General features: G+C 38.4%; 18 protein-coding genes. 8 read left to right on the forward strand and 10 right to left on the reverse strand.

From position 1 onward, the window contains the following. Nucleotides 1–17: 17 nt before the first annotated feature. The 7 genes from B5G52_RS07670 to bcsR form a co-directional block, all read right to left on the reverse strand. Nucleotides 18–1,514: a peptide MFS transporter gene (locus B5G52_RS07670; protein WP_087532064.1), complete on the reverse strand. Its 1,497-nt coding sequence runs from the start codon at nucleotides 1,512–1,514 to the stop codon at nucleotides 18–20. Between the two features lie 296 nt (nucleotides 1,515–1,810). Beyond that, a complete protein-coding gene (locus B5G52_RS07675) occupies nucleotides 1,811–5,644 on the reverse strand; it encodes a cellulose synthase subunit BcsC-related outer membrane protein (protein ID WP_087532065.1) in 3,834 nt (1,277 codons plus the stop codon). Then, on the reverse strand, nucleotides 5,635–6,765 hold the full coding sequence (gene bcsZ, locus B5G52_RS07680) for a cellulose synthase complex periplasmic endoglucanase BcsZ (protein ID WP_087532066.1): 1,131 nt from the start codon (nucleotides 6,763–6,765) through the stop codon (nucleotides 5,635–5,637). The genes B5G52_RS07675 and bcsZ overlap by 10 nt, the downstream gene beginning before the upstream one ends. 2 nt (nucleotides 6,766–6,767) lie before the next feature. Beyond that, nucleotides 6,768–9,014, reverse strand: a complete 2,247-nt coding sequence (gene bcsB, locus B5G52_RS07685) for a cellulose biosynthesis cyclic di-GMP-binding regulatory protein BcsB (RefSeq protein WP_087532067.1) — start codon at nucleotides 9,012–9,014, stop codon at nucleotides 6,768–6,770. Beyond that, a complete protein-coding gene (gene bcsA / locus B5G52_RS07690) occupies nucleotides 9,007–11,676 on the reverse strand; it encodes a UDP-forming cellulose synthase catalytic subunit (RefSeq protein ID WP_087532068.1) in 2,670 nt (889 codons plus the stop codon). Before bcsA ends, bcsB begins: the two co-directional genes overlap by 8 nt. After that, nucleotides 11,669–12,388: a cellulose biosynthesis protein BcsQ gene (gene bcsQ / locus B5G52_RS07695; RefSeq protein ID WP_087532069.1), complete on the reverse strand. Its 720-nt coding sequence runs from the start codon at nucleotides 12,386–12,388 to the stop codon at nucleotides 11,669–11,671. Before bcsQ ends, bcsA begins: the two co-directional genes overlap by 8 nt. A gap of 6 nt (nucleotides 12,389–12,394) precedes the next feature. Beyond that, nucleotides 12,395–12,604 carry a BcsR/BcsP family cellulose biosynthesis protein gene (gene bcsR, locus B5G52_RS07700; protein WP_254911165.1) on the reverse strand — a complete coding sequence of 70 codons (210 nt, stop codon included), beginning with the start codon at nucleotides 12,602–12,604 and terminating at the stop codon, nucleotides 12,395–12,397. Between the two features lie 98 nt (nucleotides 12,605–12,702). Here bcsR and bcsE point away from each other — a divergent pair, with 98 nt between their 5' ends. The 3 genes from bcsE (at nucleotide 12,703) to tyrR (ending at nucleotide 18,152) form a co-directional block, all read left to right on the forward strand. Next, complete coding sequence (gene bcsE, locus B5G52_RS07705; RefSeq protein WP_087532070.1) at nucleotides 12,703–14,325, forward strand: cellulose biosynthesis protein BcsE; 1,623 nt, start codon at nucleotides 12,703–12,705, stop codon at nucleotides 14,323–14,325. Nucleotides 14,326–14,494: 169 nt separating this feature from the next. Continuing rightward, nucleotides 14,495–16,087, forward strand: coding sequence for a cellulose biosynthesis protein BcsG (gene bcsG / locus B5G52_RS07710; RefSeq protein ID WP_087532071.1), 1,593 nt, complete (start codon nucleotides 14,495–14,497; stop codon nucleotides 16,085–16,087). 508 nt (nucleotides 16,088–16,595) lie between these two features. After that, nucleotides 16,596–18,152: a transcriptional regulator TyrR gene (gene tyrR / locus B5G52_RS07715; protein ID WP_087532072.1), complete on the forward strand. Its 1,557-nt coding sequence runs from the start codon at nucleotides 16,596–16,598 to the stop codon at nucleotides 18,150–18,152. 14 nt (nucleotides 18,153–18,166) lie between these two features. On the opposite strand, the gene B5G52_RS07720 is transcribed toward tyrR, so the two are convergent. Next, nucleotides 18,167–18,655: a hypothetical protein gene (locus B5G52_RS07720; protein WP_087532126.1), complete on the reverse strand. Its 489-nt coding sequence runs from the start codon at nucleotides 18,653–18,655 to the stop codon at nucleotides 18,167–18,169. 108 nt (nucleotides 18,656–18,763) lie between these two features. On the opposite strand from B5G52_RS07720, the gene B5G52_RS07725 reads away from it, so the two are divergent. Then, nucleotides 18,764–19,300 (forward strand): thioesterase family protein, encoded by a 537-nt coding sequence (locus tag B5G52_RS07725; protein ID WP_087532073.1) that lies wholly within the window; start codon nucleotides 18,764–18,766, stop codon nucleotides 19,298–19,300. Between the two features lie 38 nt (nucleotides 19,301–19,338). On the opposite strand, the gene B5G52_RS07730 is transcribed toward B5G52_RS07725, so the two are convergent. Further along, on the reverse strand, nucleotides 19,339–19,992 hold the full coding sequence (locus B5G52_RS07730) for an OmpW family protein (RefSeq protein ID WP_087532074.1): 654 nt from the start codon (nucleotides 19,990–19,992) through the stop codon (nucleotides 19,339–19,341). Nucleotides 19,993–20,227: 235 nt separating this feature from the next. On the opposite strand from B5G52_RS07730, the gene B5G52_RS07735 reads away from it, so the two are divergent. Both B5G52_RS07735 and dapE read left to right on the forward strand, forming a co-directional pair. Further along, nucleotides 20,228–21,646, forward strand: a complete 1,419-nt coding sequence (locus tag B5G52_RS07735; protein ID WP_087532075.1) for an MATE family efflux transporter — start codon at nucleotides 20,228–20,230, stop codon at nucleotides 21,644–21,646. Between the two features lie 57 nt (nucleotides 21,647–21,703). After that, entirely contained in the window at nucleotides 21,704–22,885 is a 1,182-nt protein-coding gene (gene dapE / locus B5G52_RS07740; RefSeq protein WP_087532076.1) for a succinyl-diaminopimelate desuccinylase, read from the forward strand. Nucleotides 22,886–22,951: 66 nt separating this feature from the next. On the opposite strand, the gene B5G52_RS07745 is transcribed toward dapE, so the two are convergent. Continuing rightward, on the reverse strand, nucleotides 22,952–24,664 hold the full coding sequence (locus B5G52_RS07745) for a lysophospholipid acyltransferase family protein (protein ID WP_087532077.1): 1,713 nt from the start codon (nucleotides 24,662–24,664) through the stop codon (nucleotides 22,952–22,954). A gap of 162 nt (nucleotides 24,665–24,826) precedes the next feature. Here B5G52_RS07745 and B5G52_RS07750 point away from each other — a divergent pair, with 162 nt between their 5' ends. Together B5G52_RS07750 and B5G52_RS22350 are read left to right on the forward strand one after the other, a co-directional pair. Then, nucleotides 24,827–25,747, forward strand: coding sequence for a glyoxylate/hydroxypyruvate reductase A (locus tag B5G52_RS07750; protein ID WP_087532078.1), 921 nt, complete (start codon nucleotides 24,827–24,829; stop codon nucleotides 25,745–25,747). A 96-nt stretch (nucleotides 25,748–25,843) separates the two neighbouring features. Beyond that, entirely contained in the window at nucleotides 25,844–25,975 is a 132-nt protein-coding gene (locus B5G52_RS22350) for a hypothetical protein (RefSeq protein WP_254911166.1), read from the forward strand. Nucleotides 25,976–25,978 lie beyond the last annotated feature (3 nt).

Consider the following 25,978-nt stretch of genomic DNA (forward strand, 5'->3'; position numbering starts at 1 on the left):
TGCATCAAGTTTATGAACTACTGAGCACCTGTCTCAGATAAACCTTGCTTTTCCCATATTTTGGCTTTAAAGCTCATCAGTACTAATACAATACCTACACCTATACTAAATAATGCGATTTGTAGATATAGGTAAGGAATTTCTTCCATATTATTAGGATCAAAACCACCAGCAAGTATACCCGCAATAATGTTACCAATAGAGTAAGTAAGTACGAATATCCCCATCATTTGACCAGAGAAGCGTTGTGGAGATAAACGGCTAACAGCACTTAATGCTACAGGGCTTAAACAAAGTTCACCCACTGTATGTAAGAAGTAGGTTGTTACTAACCAATAAGGCGCAACCTTTAAGCCTTCAGCGGCGTAATGAGCTGCCATAAACATAACTAAAAAACCACTCGCCATAATGATAAGACCAAATGCACATTTGACACTGTATGACGGTGAAATCATTTTTTTAGATAGGTTAATCCAAAGGGCAGCAAAAAATGGAGATAATACAATAATAAAGATAGCATTTAATGACTGAAACCAAGCGGTAGGTATTTCAAAGCTACCTACAAGACGATCGGTGTAGTCACGAGCAAATAAATTCAGTGAAGAGCCCGCTTGTTCAAAACCAGACCAGAAACACGCTGAAGCAACACACACTAAAAATAAGGCCCACATGCGGCGCTTCTCAGCTTCGGTTAACTTGCCTTTAAAATAGATAATGCCAAAGTATGCGAAGAAAATTAGTGAAAACACGATCGCTACATAACCGGCAATAATCACAGGGTCAATAACTAAATGACCTGTCATTGTTGCAGTCATTACTGATGCTACAATAATAACAAACGCTGCAATTGCAAACCAAGTGCGAGTGATACCGCGAGGGCTTAATGGATTAGCTGGAGCTGAACTATGACTAGGTAAGTGCTTAGTGGTTAAATGATATTGAATTAGACCAATACCCATACCAACAGCTGCTGCACCAAATGCCCAGTGCCAACCGACATTTTCCATAAAGTAACCACAAACGTAGTAACCAATAATTGAACCTAAGTTGATACCCATGTAGTAGATGGCATATCCACTATCACGGCGCTCATCTTCACTCGAATAAAGTTGACCAACCATCGCGCTGATATTTGGCTTTAATAAACCAGTACCCGAGGCGACGAAAACTAAACCGATAAAAAACGAATACTCATGCGGTACAGCCAAAATAATATGACCAATCATGATGATGATACCACCGTACCAGACCGCTTTTTGGCCACCAAATAAACGGTCAGCGAGCCAACCACCTGGTAAGCCTAAAAAGTAAACCGCACCTGTGTATAAACCATAGATAGCCGCTGCTGAGGCGACAGTGAAACCAAGACCTTCTTGTTGCAAACTAGCAGTCATGAAGAGTACTAGTAAGGCACGCATGCCATAATAGCTCATTCGCTCCCACATCTCAGTGAAGAACAGTGTTGAAAGTCCTTTTGGGTGGCCGAAAAACCCCCCAGTTGAAGATGAACTCATATTTACTTCCTAACTTATATTATTATTGCGGCCTTATATTTTTGCTTTTATTGCTCGTGTAAGTAATACACTAACTGAACGGGCGGCCATGAATGTTTTTTAATGCAGCTAAGGTAATGGTTTGCTTACTAAGATGTTACTTAGTGGAAAGAGTCACACCCTTATCCTAGCTACAATTGCGGCTAAGTATACATAGACCTTATGGTTAGGGGAAGTGCTTGCGACAGTTGGTATAAATAGTGGGTATTGCCAAACAATCTCATTTTGAGAGTCTTATTGAGATTGTTTGGCATATTTTAATAGTCTGCGTAAGGTACTACAGGTGTTCCTGGGAATATCATTTCGCTGTACACCGGATTGAAATAATACCTAAAGTATAACTGTGCGTAGTTTGGCTCGTAAAAATCAGCACGGTCTAAATTAAAGAAACCACCGAAAAACCAATGCGGAGTAAAGCGGTACTCAAAACTGCCTCCGAGGTTGTAAGATATCCCTGAGCTTGAATCCCCTTCAAAGTAAGGGTTAACACCCGTTATAGACCTCCATCCTTCAGCTTGTTGTTGGAGTTGTGAGTCATTGGGGAAAAAATCGCTCCCGTCATTGGTGGTCGTTGACCATGATAGCCCAGCCCGCAATTGATATATAAAGTCGTTATTTACCCGTTGGTCAAAGGTAACTGGTAGAGAAACGCCTATATAGCTTTGTGGGCTATAATAACCCCCATGGCCAAAGGTTTCTTCACTTAAATTGTACTGATAAGCCCAATGCAATAAGTTAGCCCCCAGAGTTAACTCGGTATTTTTTTCGCGAATGTAGCGATGATATACTCCACCCATAATACTATAGCGCTGGTTGTCTTTAACGTTTTTACCTTGCAATAGTTGAAAATCAGTTGAGCCCCAAAAGCCCCAGTCGAGACCAAGATCATGAGATAGGTTAAAGCGTAAACTGGTTGCTCTTACACCGCCCCATATTTCATTGGTACGTACATCTTCTAGGCCTGCATACGATAATACGGAGCTAGTTACGGGACGTTTATTCAATGTAACGCTATAGCCGAAGTCACCAAAATTGTCATTATAGTCAACACCCCAAACAACATCTTCAATTAAAAAACCAAGTGGGGTCGTCCCTAAGTCAAATCGCCAAGTTTCATTTTTCCATGCTAAACCAATATCAAGACCTTGCTGTTTTGGTGTAATACTATTCAATGGGCAATCTAAAATACATAATAGGCCTTGGCCATAACGGCTACCTGAGAATGTTTCGTCAAAACGGGTTTCTTGACTCGATACCGACATTGGATCGAGCTTAATAATAGCCATCCCGTCCCATAACGAAAAACCAGCTTCTATAGGAAAAGAATTTGCACCTAAGGTCGCATCGCTTTGCGTACTTGTTTGACTACTTAAATTAATACCTGCGGTGATATAGGCTTGGTTTTGTTGCTGCATTCTTGCAAGTTCTCGTTTAGCATTATTGACATACCATGGGGCATTTTCATCTATGCTGTAAAGTTGGTAATTTAGAGAAGGGTTGTTTTTCGACCTAATACTACTGTGCGGCTCAATCGCTTCTTTATACCAGTTTTTAGCAAAATCTGCTTGTTCATGACTTTGTGCAACTTGCGCTGCTTGATAATACATCTCTTGACTATAGTTTGATTTTACAAGCAAGTCATTTGCAAGGCGTATCACATTCGCTTCGTCTTTGAAGTCTGTAAGTGCGGTCATTAGTAATTGTTGTTGATAAGTCTGCTCTTTATCAACGTCATTTATTAACCCAGCGATGATTCGGTCGGATAAAGTATCTTCACCTAATTCACGGCTAACTCTTGCCACAGCAAGCTCTGTTTCTTGAGCTAAGGCTACACCTTGCTGATATTGCTGTTTGTATAATTCAATGGCTTCATTAGAGTAACCCAACTGGATATTTGCGTTAATCAAAGCATCGTATACAGCAGAATTATTGGGGTAGGACTGCGTAAGTTGATTTAACAACCCAAGGCGATCTTCGCCTTGGTTAAATTTGTTTATATAATCAGCCTGTAAAATAACCCAATTAGTTTGCTGTTCTTCAGTTGCAGGTTGGGGCAATTGATAGTTAGCAAACCATTGCTTCGTTTCTTGTTCGTTATCACCTTCTAAAAGCCACTGCCCATAGGTCATATGCCAGTATGCATTCAAAGTAGAGTCTCGCTCTAAAGCTATTTTTAACTGTCTAATTGCGTAATTATATTCATTGATTTGCATCCACTGTGTAGCGAGCTCCGCTTGCATTAGCGGAGTTAATGGTTGCGCCCCAAGTTCAGTTAAATTATAAATTATAGTCGCTCTATTATCCGTTACATTACTGGCAAGTTTATTCATTTTTGCATTGATATTGAGCTGTTGCATTAGCTGAACAACATTTTCATCACGCGCATTGTTTGGAACATAAGAAAGGGTTTCTAAAGCACCTTGATAGTCATTAAGAGAGCGAAGAAAAACTGCATGGCTATATCTTAGCTCCGCATCAAGAGGGAATTGCCATAATGTTTTTTTATAAAGAGCTTTAGCATGATCTAATAAACCTTGCTGTTGATATAAATTAGCCAAATCGTAATATAACCAACTTTGTCTTGGAGTTTGCTTAATCGCCAATAGTAATAAATTTACAGCTTCATCAAGTCGACCCTGTTCGGCTAAATTTGTTGCCCGTAGCCGCAGTTGTTGACTCTGTAATTGAGAGTATTGCTGTGCAATCGCGATTTGTTGTGCTTGAGTTAATTGATAATAAAATTGGTTTGTGCGCTCAAAGTTATTATCTATACTTAAAACCTCTAATATCGCACTTAGTGCTGATGCGTTAGTTGGGTCGCTTTGGAGTACTTTATTATAATAATCTATTGCTTGCTTGAATTTCCCTTGCGTACGCAAAAGTTCACCGCGGTAATAGTTTACGGTTTCAGGGTTTTCAGAGAGGGTATCAGCAAGATCTATTTTTAGTTTCGCTTTTTTGAAATGCTTAGAGGCTATAGCTTTTTTTGTTTCATCAATATACTGCCAAAATTTAGCTGTATTAGCCAAACCGCGATAGACCGCAACTAAATCTATATTATCAGTACTGCGTTGAGCCTTTTTAAAATAAGTATATGCTTTTGCATTTATACCTTGCCTTAAATATAACAAGCCCAAACTATTAAGCACATCATGATCAGAGGGGCGTCCTTTATAGGCTTGTAATAACAGTCTTTCAGCTTTACTGTATTGTTGTTTTTCAAGTGCAACAGCGCCTCTTTTCCATAACTTATAAGCAGGATCCGATTGCTTTATTAGCTCTTGCTTTAATGCTTTTTGAAAGTCTGTATATTGTAACTGGCCTTTACTGCTATTAGGGTAACTATTTAAATACTCACGATATGCTTTATCGGTTTTTTGAGTAATGGGCATATTATTGAGCGCCGCTAACCAAGCAAATTCAGTTTCTACACTGTATTGATTACTTTGTGCATAATGGCGATAAATTGCTAAAGCGCCTTTATCATGAGGTGTCTGTTTTAAAACATGTCTGGCGTAGGCTATATCAAAACGACCTACGTTAGGGTAGCGGGCACGTAAGGATTGATAGCCTCTATACGCTTGTTGCCAATTACTTGAATCACTGGCAATCCAGTTGATATGTTCAAATTCATACTCAATGCTAGGGTAAGCACTAGAAAATAATTTACTGTAAATTTTTATCGCTGCAGGGTACTGACCTGCACGAGCAAGCAATTTAGCCTGTTGAATTTGTTGTTTATCAGAAGTATTTACCCGTACGAGCAACTTTAATTGCTTCACACATGCTTGTTTATTATCTAAAGCATTAAATTGGTTGATAATAGCTTTTGCTTGATCCAATTTATTTTGTGTCAGAAATACTCGAGCTCGGGCACATTTAGCGAGAATATTATTAGGTGCTATGCTTAACAGCTTATCAAGGCTATCAGTCATCAGTAATTGATTCTGCTGAATTTCACCAAGCTCAATTTGGCTAACTAACCATTCTATGGAGTCTGTATCAAGATCAGCAGATGTTTGAGATGTTACATCGGAGATATAACAGCAAGCACTTAAAATAGTCGCGCCAATTAGCCATTTTAGTGGCATTTATTGCTCCATTTAGGTTCTAGCTTGCCTAACGTGTCGATTTCATACAATTTATTAATTGTACTTAGGCCAAATAAATATAATACGCTGTCATAATAGCGGTTTTTGGTAAATGTAGTATCAACCATTAATTGTTGCTGTAATGCCGTCTTTGCTTGTATTTCATTATGGATTTCAAGTAGAGGAAGCATTGCTGCATCAAAGCCAAGAGGTCCATTATTTTGTGCTTTGCCTGTTTTTGAAAAAACATTCAATGGAGTCTTTACTCTGTTAGCAACGTGATTGCTCATGGGCTTAAAATGTGTAATTAACTCATCTCTAAAAGGTGCGTCGTCGGCCATCATACTTGCCCACAAATAAACCCTAATTGCATTATAACTGCCGATATCGGTAGTCGTTTTATCATGATAAAAACCTTTATCTGCTTGGTACATTACCCAGTCAGGGCTAAGACCTTTGGGGCTTGATTCTATGATCATTTTAGCCGATGCATCATGAAGTTGTTGCCATGGAGAATTTGGATATAGTTGACTAAATTGCTTTAAAATAAACAGCGGAACATAGCTTGGGTTTAGCTTCCAACGTGTCTTATCAAATTCAAAGCCATGTGGTCCCGGTAATAATGATAAACCTAAGTTAGGCAGGTAAGCTGTTTCTTCACGAATGATACGTTTTGCCATAACAGCTGCAAGTACACTGTAACGTCTATCTTGCCATAGTTGCGCTGCTTGCGATAATGCATATGCTATCCATAAATCTGAGTCAGAAGCAGGGTTAGAATCCAAAATAGTTTCTTGGCCTTGCTTGTTTATGCCCCATTGCCAGGCTGGTAAACGTGTACTTAAATCACCTTCGGCAAGATTGATTTGTGTCCAGTCCAATACTTTGTCGAATGTAGCTTTATCATTTGCAATGAGTGCAAAAAATAAGGCGTAAGATTGACCTTCTGAGGTGGTAATTGATTGGCGACTACCTATATCGATTACTCGACCCTCTGGGCTGATAAAGTTCGTTTTAAATGTATCCCATTGTGGCCAAGGTGTGCACATAGTTTGTGAGAAACTAGGTGTTGAAAATACAAATATAATGAGTATTAAACACGCTTTAAAATAAATATTCATAGTTACGCATCCCCTTCAGACAAACGTTTTTGAGTTAACACACCTAGTAACCGCCATAATAAAAAGGAGATAAGCAATAAGACTAAAATCGAAAGTAGCGCTAATATAAACGGATGATCAGAAAAGTGGAACCATATTAATGTGTGAATAGGTACGTAGCCGACAAAATATTGATCATCAGTATTAATTGTCTTTATGCCAGCACTATTAATTATTGCAGCGCTGCCTTTGATTAAAGCTGTTGATTCATCTTTTATCATAGCGTCACTTAGTAATGTAAATGCATTATCGGTCGTTGCTGTCATTGATACTACAGAACGCTCAGAATTAAATGGTGACTGGAAACCAGCAATAATCCCTAGTTTACCTTGGCTTTCAATACTCACTTTTACTTTTTGAGCATTGTTATTATCGTAAGCACCATTATAAATTGCTTGTTCAACGATCCGTTGATTAGTTTCTAACAAGACACTGATTGCAGCATCTTGAGGTAACTCTGTCGTTAAAGCATCCGGTTTTGCAATGACGATCAAATCTTTATCATCAAGAACTAGAGTGGGATCTGGAAACTCAATATCAAGTCTATGAGTTGGATACCCCGTAATCTCTCCTAAATGCCCCGTAAAATTTAACAGTAATTGTATCGCCTGCGCAGAACTTTCTTTTTGCATAATAAGTGTCGTCTGATCTAAATCAGCAAATTTCGTAAATGGGAATCCACTGTTTGCAAATACATTTAAATCAGGTAATGCGATGTAATGTTCAAAACCACTTACATCAATGGTAGAGCTGCCGTCTATCACTCCATATTCACCGCCGGCTGGTACCGCACTGCATTCGCCCACTTTAATTACGCCAAATTTAAAGTCATAGGTAAGCTTGTTCTTTTTACTTAAATCCAACCCTGTAATATCAAAGTCTTGTTCGTTGTGCGCTGTACCTTGGCGTGAAACTAAAGGGGCAAAACTTTCGTTTTCAACTGTTTTTTCATCATGACTCTTAAGTTCAAAACCATTGATAAACTTACCATTAATGAGCATATTCAAGCGAGAAAGTAGAGCATCTTCGGCTGGTGCATTACGATAATGTAAGTCGATAGGTATACCTTCTTTACGCCAAGTAAATAGGTCAGGGGCAAAACGAAGATTAAGATCAACTGGTTGTCCTTTTAATCCTTGTGTTTGTAATTGGGTTGGATACTCAATAAACTCATCAAATGTAACGGCTCTATCAGATCTTACCCAACGAGGCGCATCATAAGCATCTCTTAAGGGTAAATGATTAATTTCATTAATACTTGCAGTTCGCCCAGTCATTACTTTGTGACCAAATGCTAGACCTACGACGGCATCTTTTAGCTGCTCCGTGTCCTTACCTAGTATCAGTAGTACTTTTGCATAACGTTGAGTTGGGCTTGAAATGATTTCAACGGTTGGTTTTGATACATCTGGATAATCGAGCAAAAAGTCAGGTTTATTGGTATTGGTCGCCAATACTACACTATGTGTAGTAGGTGTTTGATTAAACTGCACTGGGAACGTTGCTTTACGCCAATCGGCTTGCGCCCCAAACCAGCTTGATAGAGTCGCAGCGGCTTCAAGTGTATTTTCATCAGGGTTGTTCGCAAAGATAAAAGGTAAACTTAGTTGTGTATAATCTCGCTCATCAAAAAATGGTGCAGGAAAATACTCAAGCAAGCTTTCCAAGGCTAATGATTGCTGTTCTAGAGTAATAGAGCTATTTTGGCTTAACTCAGTCCAAATTGTTTTACTAAAATCATCTTGACAGATCAAGTCGTAATAACCAACGAGTTCAAAACGTATTTGGTTAAAGTCTTTAATTAACTTTGGATTGAGATCAAGGCTATGGCTTTTTAACTGACTAATTTGTGTCTCTTGATCTTTGATTGGCATAACAGTAATCAAGTTATCATTAAAATAAACTTTTAAGTGTGATACGCGGCTGATTAGCGCTGGCGAATGGCTATAGGAGAAGTTTAACTTAAGTTGTTTACCTATTTTATCTAGCCTATTGGTAAAATCGACATAGGTTGTGGTGTCAACTCCGTCTAGTTTAAATTTATTAACCCCCAGACGTTTAAAGCTGAGTGTTAGACTTTCTGTAGGTGCTTGCTCAGGGTAGCCATCGTCAAATATAGACTTATCTATAAGAGGGGTTGCTGCTTTTGTAAATTGACTATTGGCTAAAGCTAGCATTATTAGGGCAGAGGTAGCTAATTGTTTAATCATATAATTTAGAATACTTTTTTGGTTTTTTTGGTAATAGCGAAATCATGACTTCAATTACGTTAGTCATAAAAATAATGAATGGCCTAAATGGTTTAGGCGCATGGAAAATCAAGTTACTATAGCCACGAAGACTTGTATAAAATACCCGCTTGAAACTGTACGATGGTTTATCATGTTTAAAATTATCTTGCCAATCGAGCCAAGCATCTGCGCGAGAAAATGTGCATTGAATGAATGCTTTTTGTTTGTCTAAGCTAAGGTCTCTTAACGTTAAGCCAATTTGCCTTTTTCTTGTATTACAAATAAAGGTCGGAAAGGAAAACTGTTTTTTCCCTCGGCTCATGAGTAGTTCAACTTTATCATTTTCTCGACAAGAATGTTCATGTACGGTTTCAATACCAACACCACTGTCAGAATAATCTGTAATTTTTACTTTTATTGTGCGTCCGTTTGCAAGTCTAATGGCCGCAGGAAAGTTAGCTTTTATTCTATGAGAACTTCTCACTTGCTTAGCTTCAGCTGCTACGGCAACAGCGGCACCTAAGATCATCATATTATAGCTAACCCACAACATGCTGATTAATAGCACACCAATTTGTGACACATCACCAAAGATTAACCTAAAGATGGCGTAACACATACCAAGTACGTTTAATAGTAACAGTACTATATATGGCTTCGAGATAAGCCAATCATATCGAGCAACATCATTTAAACCGCCTTTTTCTGTTACGTTAAATTTCCCTTTGTTAGGATTGAATAGGGCGACAGTGGTGGGTTTTAAAATATACCAAGCAAGTACAGATTCATAGACCTCCCCCCAAAATGAGTAACGGTACTTACCTTGAATACGTGAATTTGTAATTTTCACTTGCATCAAGGTTGGCACTATATATAAAAATATAGCGATAAAAGGGGCGTAGATTATGTAAGCATCTAGGTAAATTAATGCCAGCGGGGCAGTTAAAAATACAATTCGAGGAATACCAGATAAAAAGTGCAGCATGGCATTTATATAACATAAACGTTGTACCAAACTGAGTCCCTTTCCTAGTAGTGGGTTGTCGAGTCTGAATATTTGCGCCATGCCTCGAGCCCAACGAATACGTTGGCCAACATGGGCCGATAGACTATCTGTAGCAAGACCTGCAGCTTGAGGAATATTGATATATGCTGTTTTATAGCCCGCGCGTTGCATTCGCAGTGCAGTGTGTGCATCTTCTGTGACAGTTTCGACTGCAAAACCGCCAATATCATCCAGCGCTTTGCGCTTTAAAACTGCACAAGAGCCGCAAAAGAAGGTTGCGTCCCACATATCATTACCATCTTGAATAAGCCCGTAAAACAACATGTTTTCATTGGGTATTTGGCGATGATTATCAAGGTTACGTTCAAATGGATCAGCTGAGAAAAAGTGATGTGGAGTTTGAACTAAGCATACTTTTTCGTCTTTAATAAATTGGCCCATGGTCATTTGTAAAAATGAACGGGCAGGTATATGGTCGCAATCAAAAATAGCAATGTACTCGCCATCGGTATATTTCATCGCGTGATTCATATTACCTGCTTTGGCATGGCTATTATCTGGTCTATCAAGGTAACCCACGCCAATTTCTTTTGCCATTTCTGCAAACTCAGGTCGCTTACCATCATCTAAAATGTAGATGTTTAGTTTATCTGCTGGCCAATCTATGCTTTGTGCTGCAATTGCAGTAGGTTTAACAACATTTAGTGGCTCGTTATAGGTAGGAATATATATATCGACAGTTGGCCATTTTGATGTATCACCATCCATTGGGATCGGTTTTCTATGTAATGGATTGATCGTTTGAAAAAAGCCTAAAATAAGTACTAGCCATGCATAGGTTTCTGCGAGTAATAAGCCAATACCTAAAGTTAATGCCAGTGGGTCGCCCCAATTTAAAGTATCGGTGTAACGCCACCACAAGTAGCGTGTTGAAGTCGTCACAGCGAGAGTTATCATTGTAATTGTGGCCATTTGACCATCAACACGTCTTAATGAGTAGGCAACTATTAGAATTAAGCTGATAAATATTGCTTGTGCTTCAAGACTGAATGGGACTGTAACAAAAAGTAGTACAGTAAACGCTAACATGAAATAAAATACAAATTTTAATATACGGTTTTGCCATAAATTGAAACTATTAACACGTTGTAATGGCTTCACATTTGTCTTTTTTTGAAACTGTAACCACCACTTTTTGCACCTTCGCGTCAGCTTACTATCCATATAGCGAATAATTCTAAATACTCGGTTAATTAATCGTGCAGTTGCCTTGGTATGTTCATTTCGTGAAGGGGCGTCCTTTGTTGTAACGTTAAAGGTAATCAGATAAACACTTTGCAATAGTATTCGGACAAAGTTTGCTAATGAGCCAAAAGGCGAAGTTATATGCGGGTAGAGCAGTGATAACTTAGTCTTTAATTGTTGTTTTTTCTTATTATCTAGCTTGATGAATAGAGCTACGAACAGCAAAAAAAACGGCGTTACAAATGCTGCTAAAGCACTCATTTTATGTTGATTAAAATAACAATGGAATTTGTAAAAAATAAAACGAACGAGTTTTTCAGTAAATAAAATACTGAGTATGAGAGCAAAGAACTGCTGAAGAACGCCTGAGGCATAATGATGCTTAATCATTCTTACTCGCCTTGCTCACTAACCACCCTGCAAGTGTTTCAAAATCATCATAAGCAACACTGTAAGGTGCGCAATTTACAGCGACATTTTTAAATGCAGTAGATTCTTTTATCACTTCATCTTTATTTATATGGATAGGGGCTAATAGCGGGGTTTCAGATTGCCATACCTGTAACAGGTCAGACTCAAGTTCACTGGCTGAATTATATTTATTTACTAAAAAATAATGTTGCCAATCTTTTGTCGCTTGGTTTAATGAAACTAACCGCTTATAGACTAAACTGTGGCAAATAGCATCACAATTAATGACCTCTAAAACGATATCTTGTTCAGTGAAAGAAAAATCATTGAGATCGATATAATTAGGACAGTCAAAAATAACCCACGCACTTTGACTTGTTTTTAAATTGCTTACACCCGCTATGGTTTCTTGCAAGCGCTTAATTCCCAACGAATTACTGCCATAAGGAAGAAATATTACGCCATCATTATCAGTAAAAAACTCTTCTATTGCACTTTCGAAGTTGGGGAAATTACTCCAACCTGAATTATGCTGCCAAGGAAGACCAAGATGCAGTCCGACATCACTTTTGGGATCAAGATCAATGAGTAAAATATCTTCATTAGATTTTCGAAATGCACATGCAAGATTAGCCGCAACAGATGTTGAACCAGTACCCCCTTTAATACCTTTAAGAAAAACTCTCTTCATTGCTTCCTACTTATTTTTTAAAGTACTTATCGATTTTGCATGCGATATTTCTTTTAATAGCGGGTATTTTGCAAAGATTTGTTGATTTTTTTGCACATCAACAATTTCAATATAACTCTGATCTTTACCACCGAAACGGTTTAACAAACATTCAATATCATATTGAGTTAAAATATTTGACTGATCTTTGTAAATATTATGCATGTACTTACTCATGTTAAATAATAAGCTTTGAAATTGTGGACTTAATTTACATTATATATAGAATAAGAAACAAAACTAGTGAAAAAGTACTTTTTTTATAGGATGTTCATGTGCCTAGCTTGAAAATAGAGGGGTTACCCACTGCACTTGCAGAACTGAAAAGTGATGCCATATATATACTGCTCTCTCCGTTGGATAACCAAGGAGTCGAGTTTGCTTTACAGGCAATTTCAGAAGAATCAAAGCAAGATGTGTTTATTTTATCTTCGCAAATAGAGATTTTCTTCGAGACTCCATATTCTGACGGTGTAAGCGATTTATTTAACAAAGGCAAAGTACATCCATTTACATTTAATAGCGATATTGCCTTGAAAAAGAAATTACATTTCATCCGTAGCTTACTGGCAGAATTAAAAATTTATGATGGACTATTTGGCTCTACCGTTATTTTGCATATCAATACAGATTTGATAACACACTATAAGCATAGTGAATTGATTGAACAGTTTAAATTGTTCGAAAGTTTTACAAAAAAATATCAACTGACTCTTATATTTATAACTACCGGCCTTGAAATTGCGCGCGCGCGGATGCTGATTCGCGGCGCAAATAAATCCTTTGATGGCATAGTGTATGTAAATGAGTCAACGGTTAAGGCCTTAGAGTATGATTACTGGAGCCATTCAGAGGGGATCATAGCTGGAGAAACTGTGCTATTAGAAGCGAGCACTAATAAATTTAAAGTTATCGAGGGAAATAATACTGAAACTAAAACGTTCAAACGTAATCACGATTTTGATGAAAATGATGTTTGGCTCGTAAAAAGCGCAGTACCAGAAGGCACCAAACTACCCGAATCTTATAAACTGCTTGAAGATAACAAAGCTCTTTACCAGCATGCGAGTGAAATGAAAGCAGCCACTTTAGTGTTTGCAGTAACACGTTATACAGATTTGGCAGATTTAGCAAAACAATGCTTTTCTTTACGAAAGTTATGTGGCAAAAAACTGAAACTCGTTATTCAAAATGTAGATGGTATTATACGCCATCAAGATGAATGTTTATTTTTAACACTTGGGGTTAACCTTATTTTATATAGTTTCTCTGAGCCATCCCGATTATTATCTCAGATTCAATCTATTCAGGGATTTGAGTTTTCAAGGCCGTTACCCAGCTCGATTGATGAGGTATTACAATACTCACAAAGCCCGCTGAGCAAAGGTTTTTTACCTTTATCTGAGTTTGTGGAGCAGGTTATAGACTATAGCGATTCAGCGGCTAATTTGGGCGTTAGTGGTGTAATGGTTACATTAAGGCTGTTACCAAGAATTGATGTGATTCACCCACTGCAGCTATTTCATGTTAAGCGTGAAGGAGACGTTTTTACCACAGTTGATGAGTACGTGTATCTATATCTTCATGCATGTCGAGAGCATGACGTAGATAATGCCATTAGACATTTATTTAAACTTGAAATTGCTGATTTTTTTGATTCAAAGACAGTCATTGCCGATCACTTTTTTATTCAACAAGAATGTAGACGATTGAAAAAAGACTATAAAGATAGTGACGTTCCAGATTATACAGATAAATTGAAAGGGAATTCTAGTTATAAATATAGTCAAGAGTCTATAGACTTATCTTCATTAGATATTGAATCACCAGAGTTTAATCGCGTTAAAAGACCGGATGCTCAACGTTTTCCAATGACATTGAATGAATCAAAATTATGAGTTTAGATCAATTTTTTATCACATTTTCAATTGCGTTAATTATCGGTGTTATTCTGAGTAACGTGAGTAAAACAGTTTTTACAAAATTACTAAAATATTACCGTAAACTGACATTTCGCCATGTATTGTTGACGCCTTATACACCCGCTAAAAGAAAGAAGGATGAAGAGTGAAAATATCAGGTTTAGGGGTTTGGAATCTATACTTTTTAATTAAATTTGCATTATTTGCTTATGGTGAAATTTCATTTCACTTTTTAGAAAATTTAGCGTTTTTTGCTTTCCTCACGCTATCGTTTAGTGAAGCTTGGCAACAAAGGTTGAAAAACGTATCTGCAGCTATTTTTGCTAGTGCTTTGTTATATTATGATTCATGGCTGCCTCCAATATCCCGTTTAACAAAACAGGTTGGTAATGTACAAGACTTTAGCCTGGACTACTTTTTTGAAATTAGCGCTCGCGTAGTGAGTATCGATTTACTATTAAGTATTTTTATTGTTTGTGTATTGTATCGTTTTTCGCATAAATGGCTTCGCTATACTAGTATCTCATTATTAGGCTTTGCTTATGCGTATTGGTTATCTACTGCACCGGTAATTAATTCTTCTCAAACAGCACAATTAACCGAACAAAGAAATCAGCCAATTAAATCAACTCAACCCACTGTAAATGTTGGGGCAGGTAAACGAGAGCAAACCCCAGATGAACAATTAGAAGATTTTTATCAGCAACAAAGTTTGTTAAAAAGCGTTTTTCCTGATCGGCCCACTGGTGAGCCTTTTGATGTTTTAATTTTGAACATCTGCTCACTTGCTACCGCTGATCTTGAGGCTATTGGTGTTGATGAAACTCAGCTATTTAGTAATTTTGATATTTTATTTAGCGATTTCAATTCTGCGACCTCATACAGTGGCCCCGCGGCTATTAGGCTTTTAAGAGCTAGTTGTGGGCAAACAAGTCAAACAGATTTATTTAAATCTGTGCCAGAGCAATGCTATTTATTTAATAACCTGCAAGAGCTTGGTTATGATACTTCTGTGGCGATGAATCATGATGGCCACTTTGATGACTTTAAAGGGTTAATAAATAAGTACGGTGGGATGAATACGACCGAGTTGGATTTTTCAGGTTACTCTCCTGCCCAATATGGCTTTGATGGTAAGCCGATATATTCAGATAAAGACGTACTCACAAATTGGTTGGATGCTCAGAGTCAAAATAGTGGCCCACGTTCTCTTTATTACAATACTATAAGTCTTCATGATGGCAATCAGATCGCAGGTTATGATCGAATGAGTAGCACCAAAAGTTACCCCATTAGGCAGCAGCAGCTATTTTCAGATATAAACCAGTTTATAGAAAAGTTAGAGCAACAACAGCGTAATACCCTACTCGTGATAGTGCCAGAGCACGGTGCTGCACTTGAAGGAGATAAAGTTCAGTTTTCAGGCCTAAGAGAAATACCAAGCCCTAAAATTGTATCAGTACCTAGCGCCATTAAGTTTATTGGTCCGAATGTAAGGCACTCAGGATTAATTGAAGTAAAAGACTCGACTAGTTATTTTGGGTTGTCAGAACTAATAAGTAGAGCATTACGTAATGATATTTTTTCAGGTGACAGCTCGATACAATCATTGTTAGATAACTTACCTCGTGCACCCAAAGTGGCTGAAAATGAAGATACCATAATGATGTATATTGGTAATAAGCCCTATATTCAACTTGATGGTGGTGAGTGGACAGCCTACCCGCAAAGCGATTAAGTAAAGCGATTAAGTAAACAGACATAAAAAAGCCGGGAAGTGGGCTCCCGGCTTAATAGGTTTAGCTTTATGTAGCTATGTACTGATTGAATTAGTTACTATCAACAAAGGTTAAATCATTAATATGTGAAGGGTCTTCTATTACAAAAGTTACTTTAGTTGTATTTAGGTCTAGGTGTTAATTTTGTTGTCTTTTCACCATTTTCACGTTTAGATATATAAATCGTGCCACCATGTAGTGCAATACTAGAGGCTGTACTCGTTAATCCGGCAACTTTAGAGTAGCAAATAGTGTCAAAAAGCAGACAAAGCCTGCTTTATTTTCACCCGCGTTATTTAATGTTTATGGTTAGTGCGATAATCACTAAGCTACAGGAAGTACAAAAGAAAGGGAGCTAACTTAAAAGTTAAAGTGTAATTGTCCAAAAATCTTTACAATCTACTATCCACAACCTTTTAGTTCGCGTATTATTCGCACCATATTGATTTTCTCTTTTTTGAGGGTGAAATGCGTTTAGATATACACTGTGCAGACCGCATCGGTATTGCTCAAGAAATACTTAATATTTTAGTTAATTACCAAGTTGATTTAAAAGGGATTGAAGTCGACTCAGTTAACTGTCGTATGTATGTAAGTTTTCCGCCTATTGAATTTGAACAATTTCAAAAAATAATGCCATCCATTCGCTTGATTGATGGCGTGATGGATGTTCGTACCACGGCTTTCTTACCTTCTGAACGTGAGCATAATGAGCTTAATACACTATTAAGAGCATTACCTGATGGCATCATTTCTATAGATGCCAAAGGGTGGGTTCGGCTTTGTAACGATGCAGCATGTAAAGACCTTCAACTCACTGAGCAGGAAGTTATTGGCTCAAATATTAATAATTTACTGAAAGGCTTTAACTTTACGCGCTGGCTAGAAAGTAAAGAAGTGCTCGGTCAAACAACTCGAGTTGAAGTGGCTGGCGAGGATTATATTGCGGATATTTTGCCAATTGCTGTACCGCAAGGAGCCGAAGGCGATGTACTTGCGGGCGCGGTAATAAATATTAAATCGCAAAGCCGCTTAGGTCAGCAGGTAAGTGCGTTTAGACGATATGGTCAAGAAAGTTTTGCAACTATTCATAATTTTAGCACTGCTATGCGTCGAGTGGTTCGTGAAGCGCGTAAAATGGCACAACTTGAAGCGCCTATTTTGATCACCGGTGAAACTGGCACAGGAAAAGAATTATTAGCACGTGCCTGTCATTACGCTTCTAACCGCTCAGTAAAACCATTTATTGCCTTGTCTTGTGCTTCGCTGCCAGATGATGTGGCAGAGTCTGAATTATTTGGTTACGCCGGTTACGAGGAAAATGCAGCGCCGAAACGTGGTGTGCTTGAACAAGCCGATGGTGGGACTGTATTTTTAGATGAAGTTGGAGAAATGTCGACTCAGCTACAAACTAAATTACTTCGTTTTTTACAAGATGGTACCTTTAGAAAGGTTGGCGACGAGAATGAAGTTAAAGTAAACGTGCGTATTATTGCTGCTACACAAAAAGATTTACCTGCAATGGTACAAGAAGGGGCGTTCAGAGAAGATTTATATTACCGCATCAATGTATTAACGCTTGAGATCGCTCCTCTACGCGACCGAAAAGCAGATGTAGGGCCACTAGCTGAGCACTTTATTCAAAAATATGCGCAGCAAAATGGCCACGCAATACCTGAGTTATCGGCTGAGTGTTTAGCATTTTTACAAGATTATCCTTGGCCTGGTAATGTTCGTCAGTTAGAAAACGCTATCTATAGAGCGGTGTCATTACTTGATGATAATGAGTTAAGAGTAGAGCACTTACAGCTGCCTACATTCACACATGATTTAGGTTATTTAGAGTCAGATTTTGAAGGTTCATTGGATCAAGCCGTTAAACGTTTTGAGGCGACCCTGTTACGTAAACTGTATCCGGCGTATCCAAGCTCAAGGCAGTTAGCGAAACGCTTAGGTTTAAGCCACACTGCGGTGGCTAATAAGCTTCGCGATTATGGTATTAATCGCAAAACAGTTAAGGTATAAATTTATATTGGGCGCTACTGTTTAGTGCCCATGTTTTTTGTTACTCCATCAATAGCGACACTATCAATACCTTCATCTTTAAATTCAACCATAATGCTAATATTATTACGGGCAAAGAAGTAGTCTTTGTTGTCTAAGCTTATAACGTAATCGCCTTTTACTGGGTCTTTAAATTTTTGTTTTTTAAGTTGCAGCGTATGTTCGCCAATTTGCCAGTTAAAGCTCTCGATAAATCCATTGTTGAATTCTTGCACCCAAATTTGTTGCTCATCCTTAGATAAAGTGATGGCAATAGAGTAAGACTCAGGTAATTGCATGTCATAACTTTTTTCGCCGATGGTGAATTTTTTACTATCTGCGTGCCAACCAAAACCAAATTTAAAAGGTTTTTCAACCCCAGTTGGATAGCGTACTTTACCTTCTCCTGGGTAATCAAAATCGGCCCAAGTAGGGCAGGAGCAAAGCGCGAGTAAAATACTCATAGAAGATATTAGTTTAATCATCATTTAAAATACTATTTTTTATCGTATGCAAGAGATTAGAGTAGAATATTCTCCATTGCAACTAGCTGTGCTACACTCAGGCTATTGTTAACTGGTAAGACCTTTATTGTGAACCTTTATTTTCGTCTCCTACTATTATTTTTTAAAATTAAACGTAACCGCAGCTATCAGTCATTATTAGACACGGTTGATATTGACTATAAAGCACTACCATCTGATTGCGATATTAATTTACACCTGACAAATTCTCGCTACCTCGCGATGATGGATTTAGCGCGCACATGGATGACTGAGCGGGTGGGCTTACTAGGCGTAATAATGAAGAAACGTTGGTTCCCGATTGTTAATGCCACAGCGATTACTTACATACGAGATATAAAACCAATGCAGCGCTATACTATTAGTACGCGTTTGGTTGGCTGGGATCATAAATACTTTTATATCGAGCAAAAATTTCACTCTGAGCGCGGCTTACATGCAATTGCTTATGTGCGTGGTGTTTTTAAGCGTAAAAAAGGCGTGGTAAGCGTTGAAGAAATGCTTACTGAAGCAGGATTTGAGGGGGTTGCACCTATTTTACCTGCCGAAGTGATGCATTGGAAAGAAATGCTTGAGCAGAAAAAAGTCACTAATCTGGCTCCATAAAAAAAGGCCTTGCGGCCTTTTTACTTAAGTGCGTATTATTAAAACTTATATTTAATACCTAGCATTGCCACAACGGGGTCAATCTTTACAGTTGAGGTAAGTGCTTGAGCACCATCTGCATAGACGGTTGCATCAGTTTCGATATCCATTACAGATACCATAGCGTGCAGGCCCCAGTTTTGGTCGAACATATAATTGAAACCGGCTTGTGCAACAAAGCCAAATGAATCATCGAGTTTTACTTCAACGTCATTTGTGCCAAGTACTGACTTAAGTGCTGCAGACGGCTCTTCATCAAAAAACACGGTATAGTTAACCCCAACACCAACGAATGGGCGAAATGCTGATGTGCCCTCTAAAAAGTGATACTGGGCAATAAGCGATGGTGGTAAATGCTTGATGTTAGCAATGTTATTACCTGCTAAACCGCCCGCACCGTTTACATCGTGAGAGAAGGGTGTTGCAGCAACTAACTCTAATACCCATTGATCATTAAATGCATAATCTACAGTAATACCTAATTGCGTATCAGAATCTGGTTTTAAACCCAAAGCTGAGTTTTCGTTGATTGCTGAGCTACTGTTATCAGGGTTTACATTAATAGCACCCAGATTAACGCTCAAGTTTGCACTAGCAAATGGAGACGCGATTAATAAAGAGGTAAATAAAGCTGCGCTAAGTTGTTTTTTCATGCTGTTCTCCGAGAACTACTTTTTTTGAATTAGGTCTATTATCAAGTGAATTCGGAATAAAAAACTGTTCTAGATCAAGGTTTATCAAGGCGTATTCCATCTTTATTAAATTGTTTGATTTAGATTAAAGTTTTGCTCGGTTGCGCTTAAAAAGTATTGACTCGTCTCAAGTCCTATTTGTTCATCAATAGGTCATTGTTTTAAGCTATAATATTAGCCATAGACAAGGGGTACTATGAATCAAAGCAACTTTCTTTTTCTCAATGGCTCAATCAGTAAAGCATTACTGACACTCGCAGTTCCTATAATACTTATTAATATTTTACAGTCAGCGTATCAGCTGACTGATGCCTTTTGGGTGGGTCGTTTAGGTGCGGCTCAAGTTGCAGCAGTTTCAGTGAGTATGCCTGTTACATTTTTAGTTATCGCTATTGGTTCAGGACTTGCTATGGCTGGGGCTATTTTATCGGCGCAATATATGGGAGCAGGACAACAAGATAAGGTTAACCATGTTGCTGCGCAAACCATGCTGATGGTGACAATTACAGCCTGTGTGTTAGGTTGCCTAGGGTATATGCTCTCACCCTATTTTTTGGCTTTGCTAGGTGTTGATAAAGCGGTATATAACGATGCGCTAAAATTTATGCATGTGTCATTTATTGGAGTTATTTTTGTTTTTATTTATGCCATGTTTCAAGCACTCATGCGGGGGATCGGGCAAACAAAAGTACCGTTAATTATTGTTAGCTCAACTGTACTGCTAAACTTTATACTTGATCCACTATTTATCTTTGGCTATGGCAGCTTTTCTGGTTATGGTGTGATGGGGGCCGCTTTAGCAACCCTTGTTACGCAAAGTTTGGCAGCGATAGCTGGGGTCGTTATTTTTATGCGTGGCCGCCATGGTATCCAATTAAAGCTTTCAAGTTTCATTCCCGACTACTCTTATATTAAACAAGCTTTCTTTTTAGGAGCCCCAGGCTCTGTGGAGCTCTCTACACGCGCATTTGGTTTAATTCTCATGTCTTTTCTAGTGGCAAGCTTTGGTACGCAAACGATAGCGGCATATGGGGTTGGCTCTAATATATTGCAAATGGTAATGATCCCAGCGATGGGCTTATCGATGGCTGTGTCTACTTTAGTTGGGCAAAATATGGGCGCTGGAAATATTAAACGTGCAGAAAAAATAACAAAATTAGCCGTTGTTTGGGGGTTAATAGGCTTAACTGTGATTGGTGTTCTGGCGTATGTATTTGCACCTGTGCTGGTGGCGTTTTTTATTCCCGATGATATCAATGTAATTAATAAAGGTGCGCAATTTATTCGTGTGATGTGCTTAACCTGGGGGGGTATTGGCGTGCAATTATGTGTTGTTGCTGCCTTTAGGGCATCAGGTAATATGCTAAATGCGATGATATTGGCTTTATTTTCGCAATGTGTAGTGCAATTTCCAGCGGCTTATATTTTATCTAAACATACTAATTTAGGTGATTACGGTATTTGGTGTTCATTTGCTGTCACCAATGTTTTAGTTGCACTGGTGTCTTATGCATGGTTTTGTCGCGGTCGCTGGCAGCAAACACAATTAACAAAAGATGATAAAAACATTGCAAAAGTTACCCAAGAAGCGTTTATCGAAGAGGGCAGTCATTAAGCGGTCATAAACTCGCGTTGTAATGAACTTACTTAGTTTTTATTAGGTAGGCTTATTATGACGTTAGCAATTCAAACACACTCTCTAAGTGATACAAGCCATGCAGAATCTGTGGTTGCTTGTTTACAACATCTCATTCAATTTAAGTCAGTTACGCCACAGCAAGCGGGTGCAATTGACTGGTTAGCGCATCAGTTAAAAGAGCTAGGTTTTGAGTGTGAGCAATTCTCTTTTAATAACGTGACGAATTTAATTGCCAAAATAAGTTTTGGCAGTGGGCCTGTTTATGCATTTTCGGGGCATATAGATGTGGTACCTGCAGCGGCAGAGCAATGGTGTGTCCCGCCTTTTTCTGGGCTGATAAAAGACAATGCCGTTTATGGGCGCGGAGCTGCCGATATGAAAGGAGGAGTGGCTGCAATGTTGAGCGCAACCCGTAAACTGATAGCCGATATTTCGCAAAAAGAAGGCTGCTTTTATTGGCTAATTACTTCAGATGAAGAAGGTGAAGCTGAGTACGGCTCTTTGCTGATTGCAGAACGCTTGGCGCAGCAGGGAATAGAGCTAGATGGTTGTATTGTGGGTGAGCCAACGAGCCACTTATATGTTGGCGACACTATTAAAAACGGTCGTCGTGGCGCGCTTTCAGCACGCTTACAGATAAAAGGTAAAGCAGGTCATGTTGCATACCCTGATAATTCCATTAATGCAGCTCATTTAAGTGCTGATATTGTCAAACGCTTGACTAATATTGATTGGCAACACGATGAAATGGGTTCAACAACCAGCTTACAAATTACAGGGATCAATATTGCAAACGTGGTCGATAATATGGTGCCAGCACAATGTGAGATGACATTTAATATTCGCTATAGTCATGGTTATAAAAGTGCCGATATAAAAAATGAAATTCGATTTGCTTTAGAGGATTTAGCACAATACCTCAATATCGAATGGGAGCGCCCATGTGAATCATTTTATACCGCTCACCAAGGTAGTCATTGCTTATTGGCACAAGTAGAGCAAGCAATATTTAACGTGACGGGGAGTTACCCTTTATTGAGCACGAGTGGGGGAACGTCCGATGGCCGTTTTTTTGCTAATAGCCACACCCAAGTGATTGAGTGCGGTGTTCGCAATAACACTATTCATCAAGTTAATGAGCACGTACCTATTGGTGATTTAATAAAAATAGAGCAGATATACACACAGGTAGTAAGCAATTTATTTAAGGGCTAATAAAATGCTCGCGTTGTATGGCGAGCATTTTTAGCTTAATTAAAGTAAGCTAAACAAAATAGGCCATTACTCTTTGCTTAGATAGCGCTTTGCCTTTCCTGCTTTTACTTTTTCAAGATCAACCAGCACGAGCCCATCAATACAATTATTAAACTCAGGATCTACACTAAAACTTAAAAACTGCACACCACCAGGCTCACACAATTCAGTGTATTGCTTAAATAAAGTGGGTACTTGGGCTCCCATATTGGCGAGAACATGTTTTAATTCAACAAAATCTTCTTTTATATCATCACCTGTAAATAAGCTTTGGCATTGTTTTATTTGTTGCTCTGTGGCTTTAAATTCATTGTTTGGAGTCGCAATGATTTGTTTAGCACCGTAATAATGCTGGTAGTAGTGCACCAGCATTGCTTTGGCTTGATCAGGTAGTGCGTTCGATACACTTACTGCGCCGTATAAATAGCGATATTGCGGATAGTTTTTGACAAATGCGCCTATGCCATACCATAAATAATCAAGACTTTTACGACCCCAATATTTAGGTTGTACAAAGCTGCGGCCAAGTTCGATACCCGCTTTAAAATAGGGAGTCATTTCATCGCTGTAGGAAAATAAACTATCAGTGTATAAACCTTCACGACCATGTTTATCAATGATCTCTTGTGCACATGCGAGGCGATAGGCGCCCACTAACTCTAATTGGCTAGGATCCCACAATACTAAATGCTGATAATCCATATCATATTTATCGATATCGCGACGTTTACCGCTACCTTCGCCCACTGTACGAAATGAAATCTCTCGTAGCCTTCCAAGCTCTCTAAAAATAGCTGAGCTACCTTGGTATTGATATAAGTAGATTTGCATGCCATCTTGTGTAGTGCCTAATAATTGACACTTTTCAATGGCTTTTTTCAGTTCCTTACGACATTCTGATGTAGCAATAGGGGTCTGCGTTTTTAGTGGTAATGTTTTCTTAGATGTTAACGCATAGAGTTGTTTGCGAATTAAATTGACGACTTCTTTATCTTTTAGATTTTCAATTAAATATGATTCGGGAGGGATCGATGCGCCAATTTCAAACTCTAACGATTTTTGCCGCTGTTTAAACATTTCTTTTACTAATAGTAAACTAGCCAGAGGTTTATAAATCATTGAAGTACCATAAAACAGAGGACTATTTTTGGCTTTAATATAAATAGGTAATATTGGACAGTTCGCTTTTTTAGCAATGCGCAAAAATCCACTATTCCATTTACAATCTTTAATACCTGTTGGGCCAAGGCGAGAGACCTCCCCAGCCGGAAATATTAAAATAACGCCTTCATCTTTTAGATGCTGGTGGATGTTGCTGAGTTCTTGTTTTTTACTTGTACCAGATAAATTATCTACCGGTAATAAGAGCGAATGCATGGGAGTGACCGACATTAGCATACGATTGGCAACCACTTTTAAATCTTGTCGAACGCCAAAAAGTACCTTGATCAGCGCTAATGCATCTAATGAACCTATGGGGTGGTTTGCCACAATTACTAACTTCCCTTCGCTCGGGATATGCTCAATCTGCTTTGGTTTGTATCGGGTGTCAAAGTCAAGTTCATCAAGCACTTGCTCAACAAACTCGATGCCTTGTAAATGAGGATAAGCGTCACCAAATGCGACAAACTCTTGCTCATGAAGCAAATAACCCAATCCTTTTTTTACTAATCCTTTTACCTTCGGAGAGTTTTCTAATTGTGGAAGGTTGGCCGCAATGACTTTATCAACACTGATCATAATTACCTCATTGTCTCTGGTGATCAATATACGAACAGATTAAAAGTTTGCTATGACAGTTAGGTTGCAGTTGTATGACTTTTTAAAGAGGGTATCTTTAATCATCGTTTTTTAATAGCTTAAGGATATAATGATTAAAAACACATAAACTTTAGGAATGCCATGCATCTACTTATCGCGATTAGTAACCGAGACTGCACAAAGCTTATTGAAACGTTAAAAATGTACTTACCTGAGGTAGAGATATCGCAGTGGCCTGATTGCCATAATTTGGCCAATGTTGAATTTGTTATTGCGTGGCAAGCACCTGAACAAATGTGGCAACAATTGCCCAATCTTAAAGCTGTCTCATCATTCGGCGCTGGAGTTGATAGTATAAAATTAGACTTGTTAGCTGATGATGTTGTGGTGACACGAATTGTTGATGAAGTCTTAGCGGATGATATGGCCGAATATGTTTTAACTCATATTTTAGCGCAAAAGCTAAAATTAAAAGAGTATTTTAGTAAACAACGAGCTCAGCTTTGGCAACCAAAACGAGCACATAAATTTGATCATGTAGTATTTTTAGGTTTTGGCCAATTAGGGCAGCACTGCGCTAAACGTTTACTTGTTAATAATTTTGTTGTAAGTGCTTTTTCACAAAGCCCTAAACAATTTACTAATGTAACCTGTGTTCATACTCAAGAAGGATTGACAAATATTCTGTCTAAAGCAGATTACCTCGTGTGCTTATTGCCTTTAACGTCACAGACTAAAAATATTATTGATAAAGCGCTATTAACTCAGCTTCCTGAGCATGCTGTTGTGATCAATGTTGCGCGTGGTCAGCATGTTGTTGAAGAGGATTTAATTTGGGCACTCGACAATAAAGTAATACGCGCCGCGACCTTAGATGTATTCAGGCAAGAACCTTTAGCAAAAGAGCACCCATTTTGGTCTCACGATGCCATTACTATGACTCCGCACTGCGCTGCATTATCCAGTATAACGAGTGTTGCACAGCAAATTGCAGAGAATGTTCAGCGGCTAGGAAAAAGGTTAGAACTAAATCATCAGGTTGATAGAACAAAAGGTTATTAAAATTTGAACAATTAATGCTTTATACATCTTGTTAACATATATGATTTTAGCTAGTCTAGTGATGTCACAAAAATAATAATAAAAACAAGGTTAGTTATGAAAAACCAACAAGGCGGCGTTAAATTCAGTCTCATTGTATTATCGGTCATTCTTATGGGAGTGTCTGCTTGGTTTAATCAGGCGAATGCCGATGAGCCAAACCAAGCTGAAATTACCCAACAAGATTAACCA

The sequence above is a fragment of the Pseudoalteromonas sp. A601 genome (assembly GCF_002165575.1).
GTDB lineage: Bacteria > Pseudomonadota > Gammaproteobacteria > Enterobacterales > Alteromonadaceae > Pseudoalteromonas.

Coding starts and splice junctions, on each gene's coding strand:
- B5G52_RS07670 (WP_087532064.1), bottom strand. CDS start 1,514: ATGAGTTCATCTTCAACTGGGGGGTTTTTCGGCCACCCAAAAGGACTT.
- B5G52_RS07675 (WP_087532065.1), bottom strand. CDS start 5,644: ATGCCACTAAAATGGCTAATTGGCGCGACTATTTTAAGTGCTTGCTGT.
- bcsZ (WP_087532066.1), bottom strand. CDS start 6,765: ATGAATATTTATTTTAAAGCGTGTTTAATACTCATTATATTTGTATTT.
- bcsB (WP_087532067.1), bottom strand. CDS start 9,014: ATGATTAAACAATTAGCTACCTCTGCCCTAATAATGCTAGCTTTAGCC.
- bcsA (WP_087532068.1), bottom strand. CDS start 11,676: ATGATTAAGCATCATTATGCCTCAGGCGTTCTTCAGCAGTTCTTTGCT.
- bcsQ (WP_087532069.1), bottom strand. CDS start 12,388: ATGAAGAGAGTTTTTCTTAAAGGTATTAAAGGGGGTACTGGTTCAACA.
- bcsR (WP_254911165.1), bottom strand. CDS start 12,604: ATGAGTAAGTACATGCATAATATTTACAAAGATCAGTCAAATATTTTA.
- tyrR (WP_087532072.1), top strand. CDS start 16,596: ATGCGTTTAGATATACACTGTGCAGACCGCATCGGTATTGCTCAAGAA.
- B5G52_RS07720 (WP_087532126.1), bottom strand. CDS start 18,655: ATGATTAAACTAATATCTTCTATGAGTATTTTACTCGCGCTTTGCTCC.
- B5G52_RS07730 (WP_087532074.1), bottom strand. CDS start 19,992: ATGAAAAAACAACTTAGCGCAGCTTTATTTACCTCTTTATTAATCGCG.
- B5G52_RS07735 (WP_087532075.1), top strand. CDS start 20,228: ATGAATCAAAGCAACTTTCTTTTTCTCAATGGCTCAATCAGTAAAGCA.
- dapE (WP_087532076.1), top strand. CDS start 21,704: ATGACGTTAGCAATTCAAACACACTCTCTAAGTGATACAAGCCATGCA.
- B5G52_RS07745 (WP_087532077.1), bottom strand. CDS start 24,664: ATGATCAGTGTTGATAAAGTCATTGCGGCCAACCTTCCACAATTAGAA.
- B5G52_RS07750 (WP_087532078.1), top strand. CDS start 24,827: ATGCATCTACTTATCGCGATTAGTAACCGAGACTGCACAAAGCTTATT.
- B5G52_RS22350 (WP_254911166.1), top strand. CDS start 25,844: ATGAAAAACCAACAAGGCGGCGTTAAATTCAGTCTCATTGTATTATCG.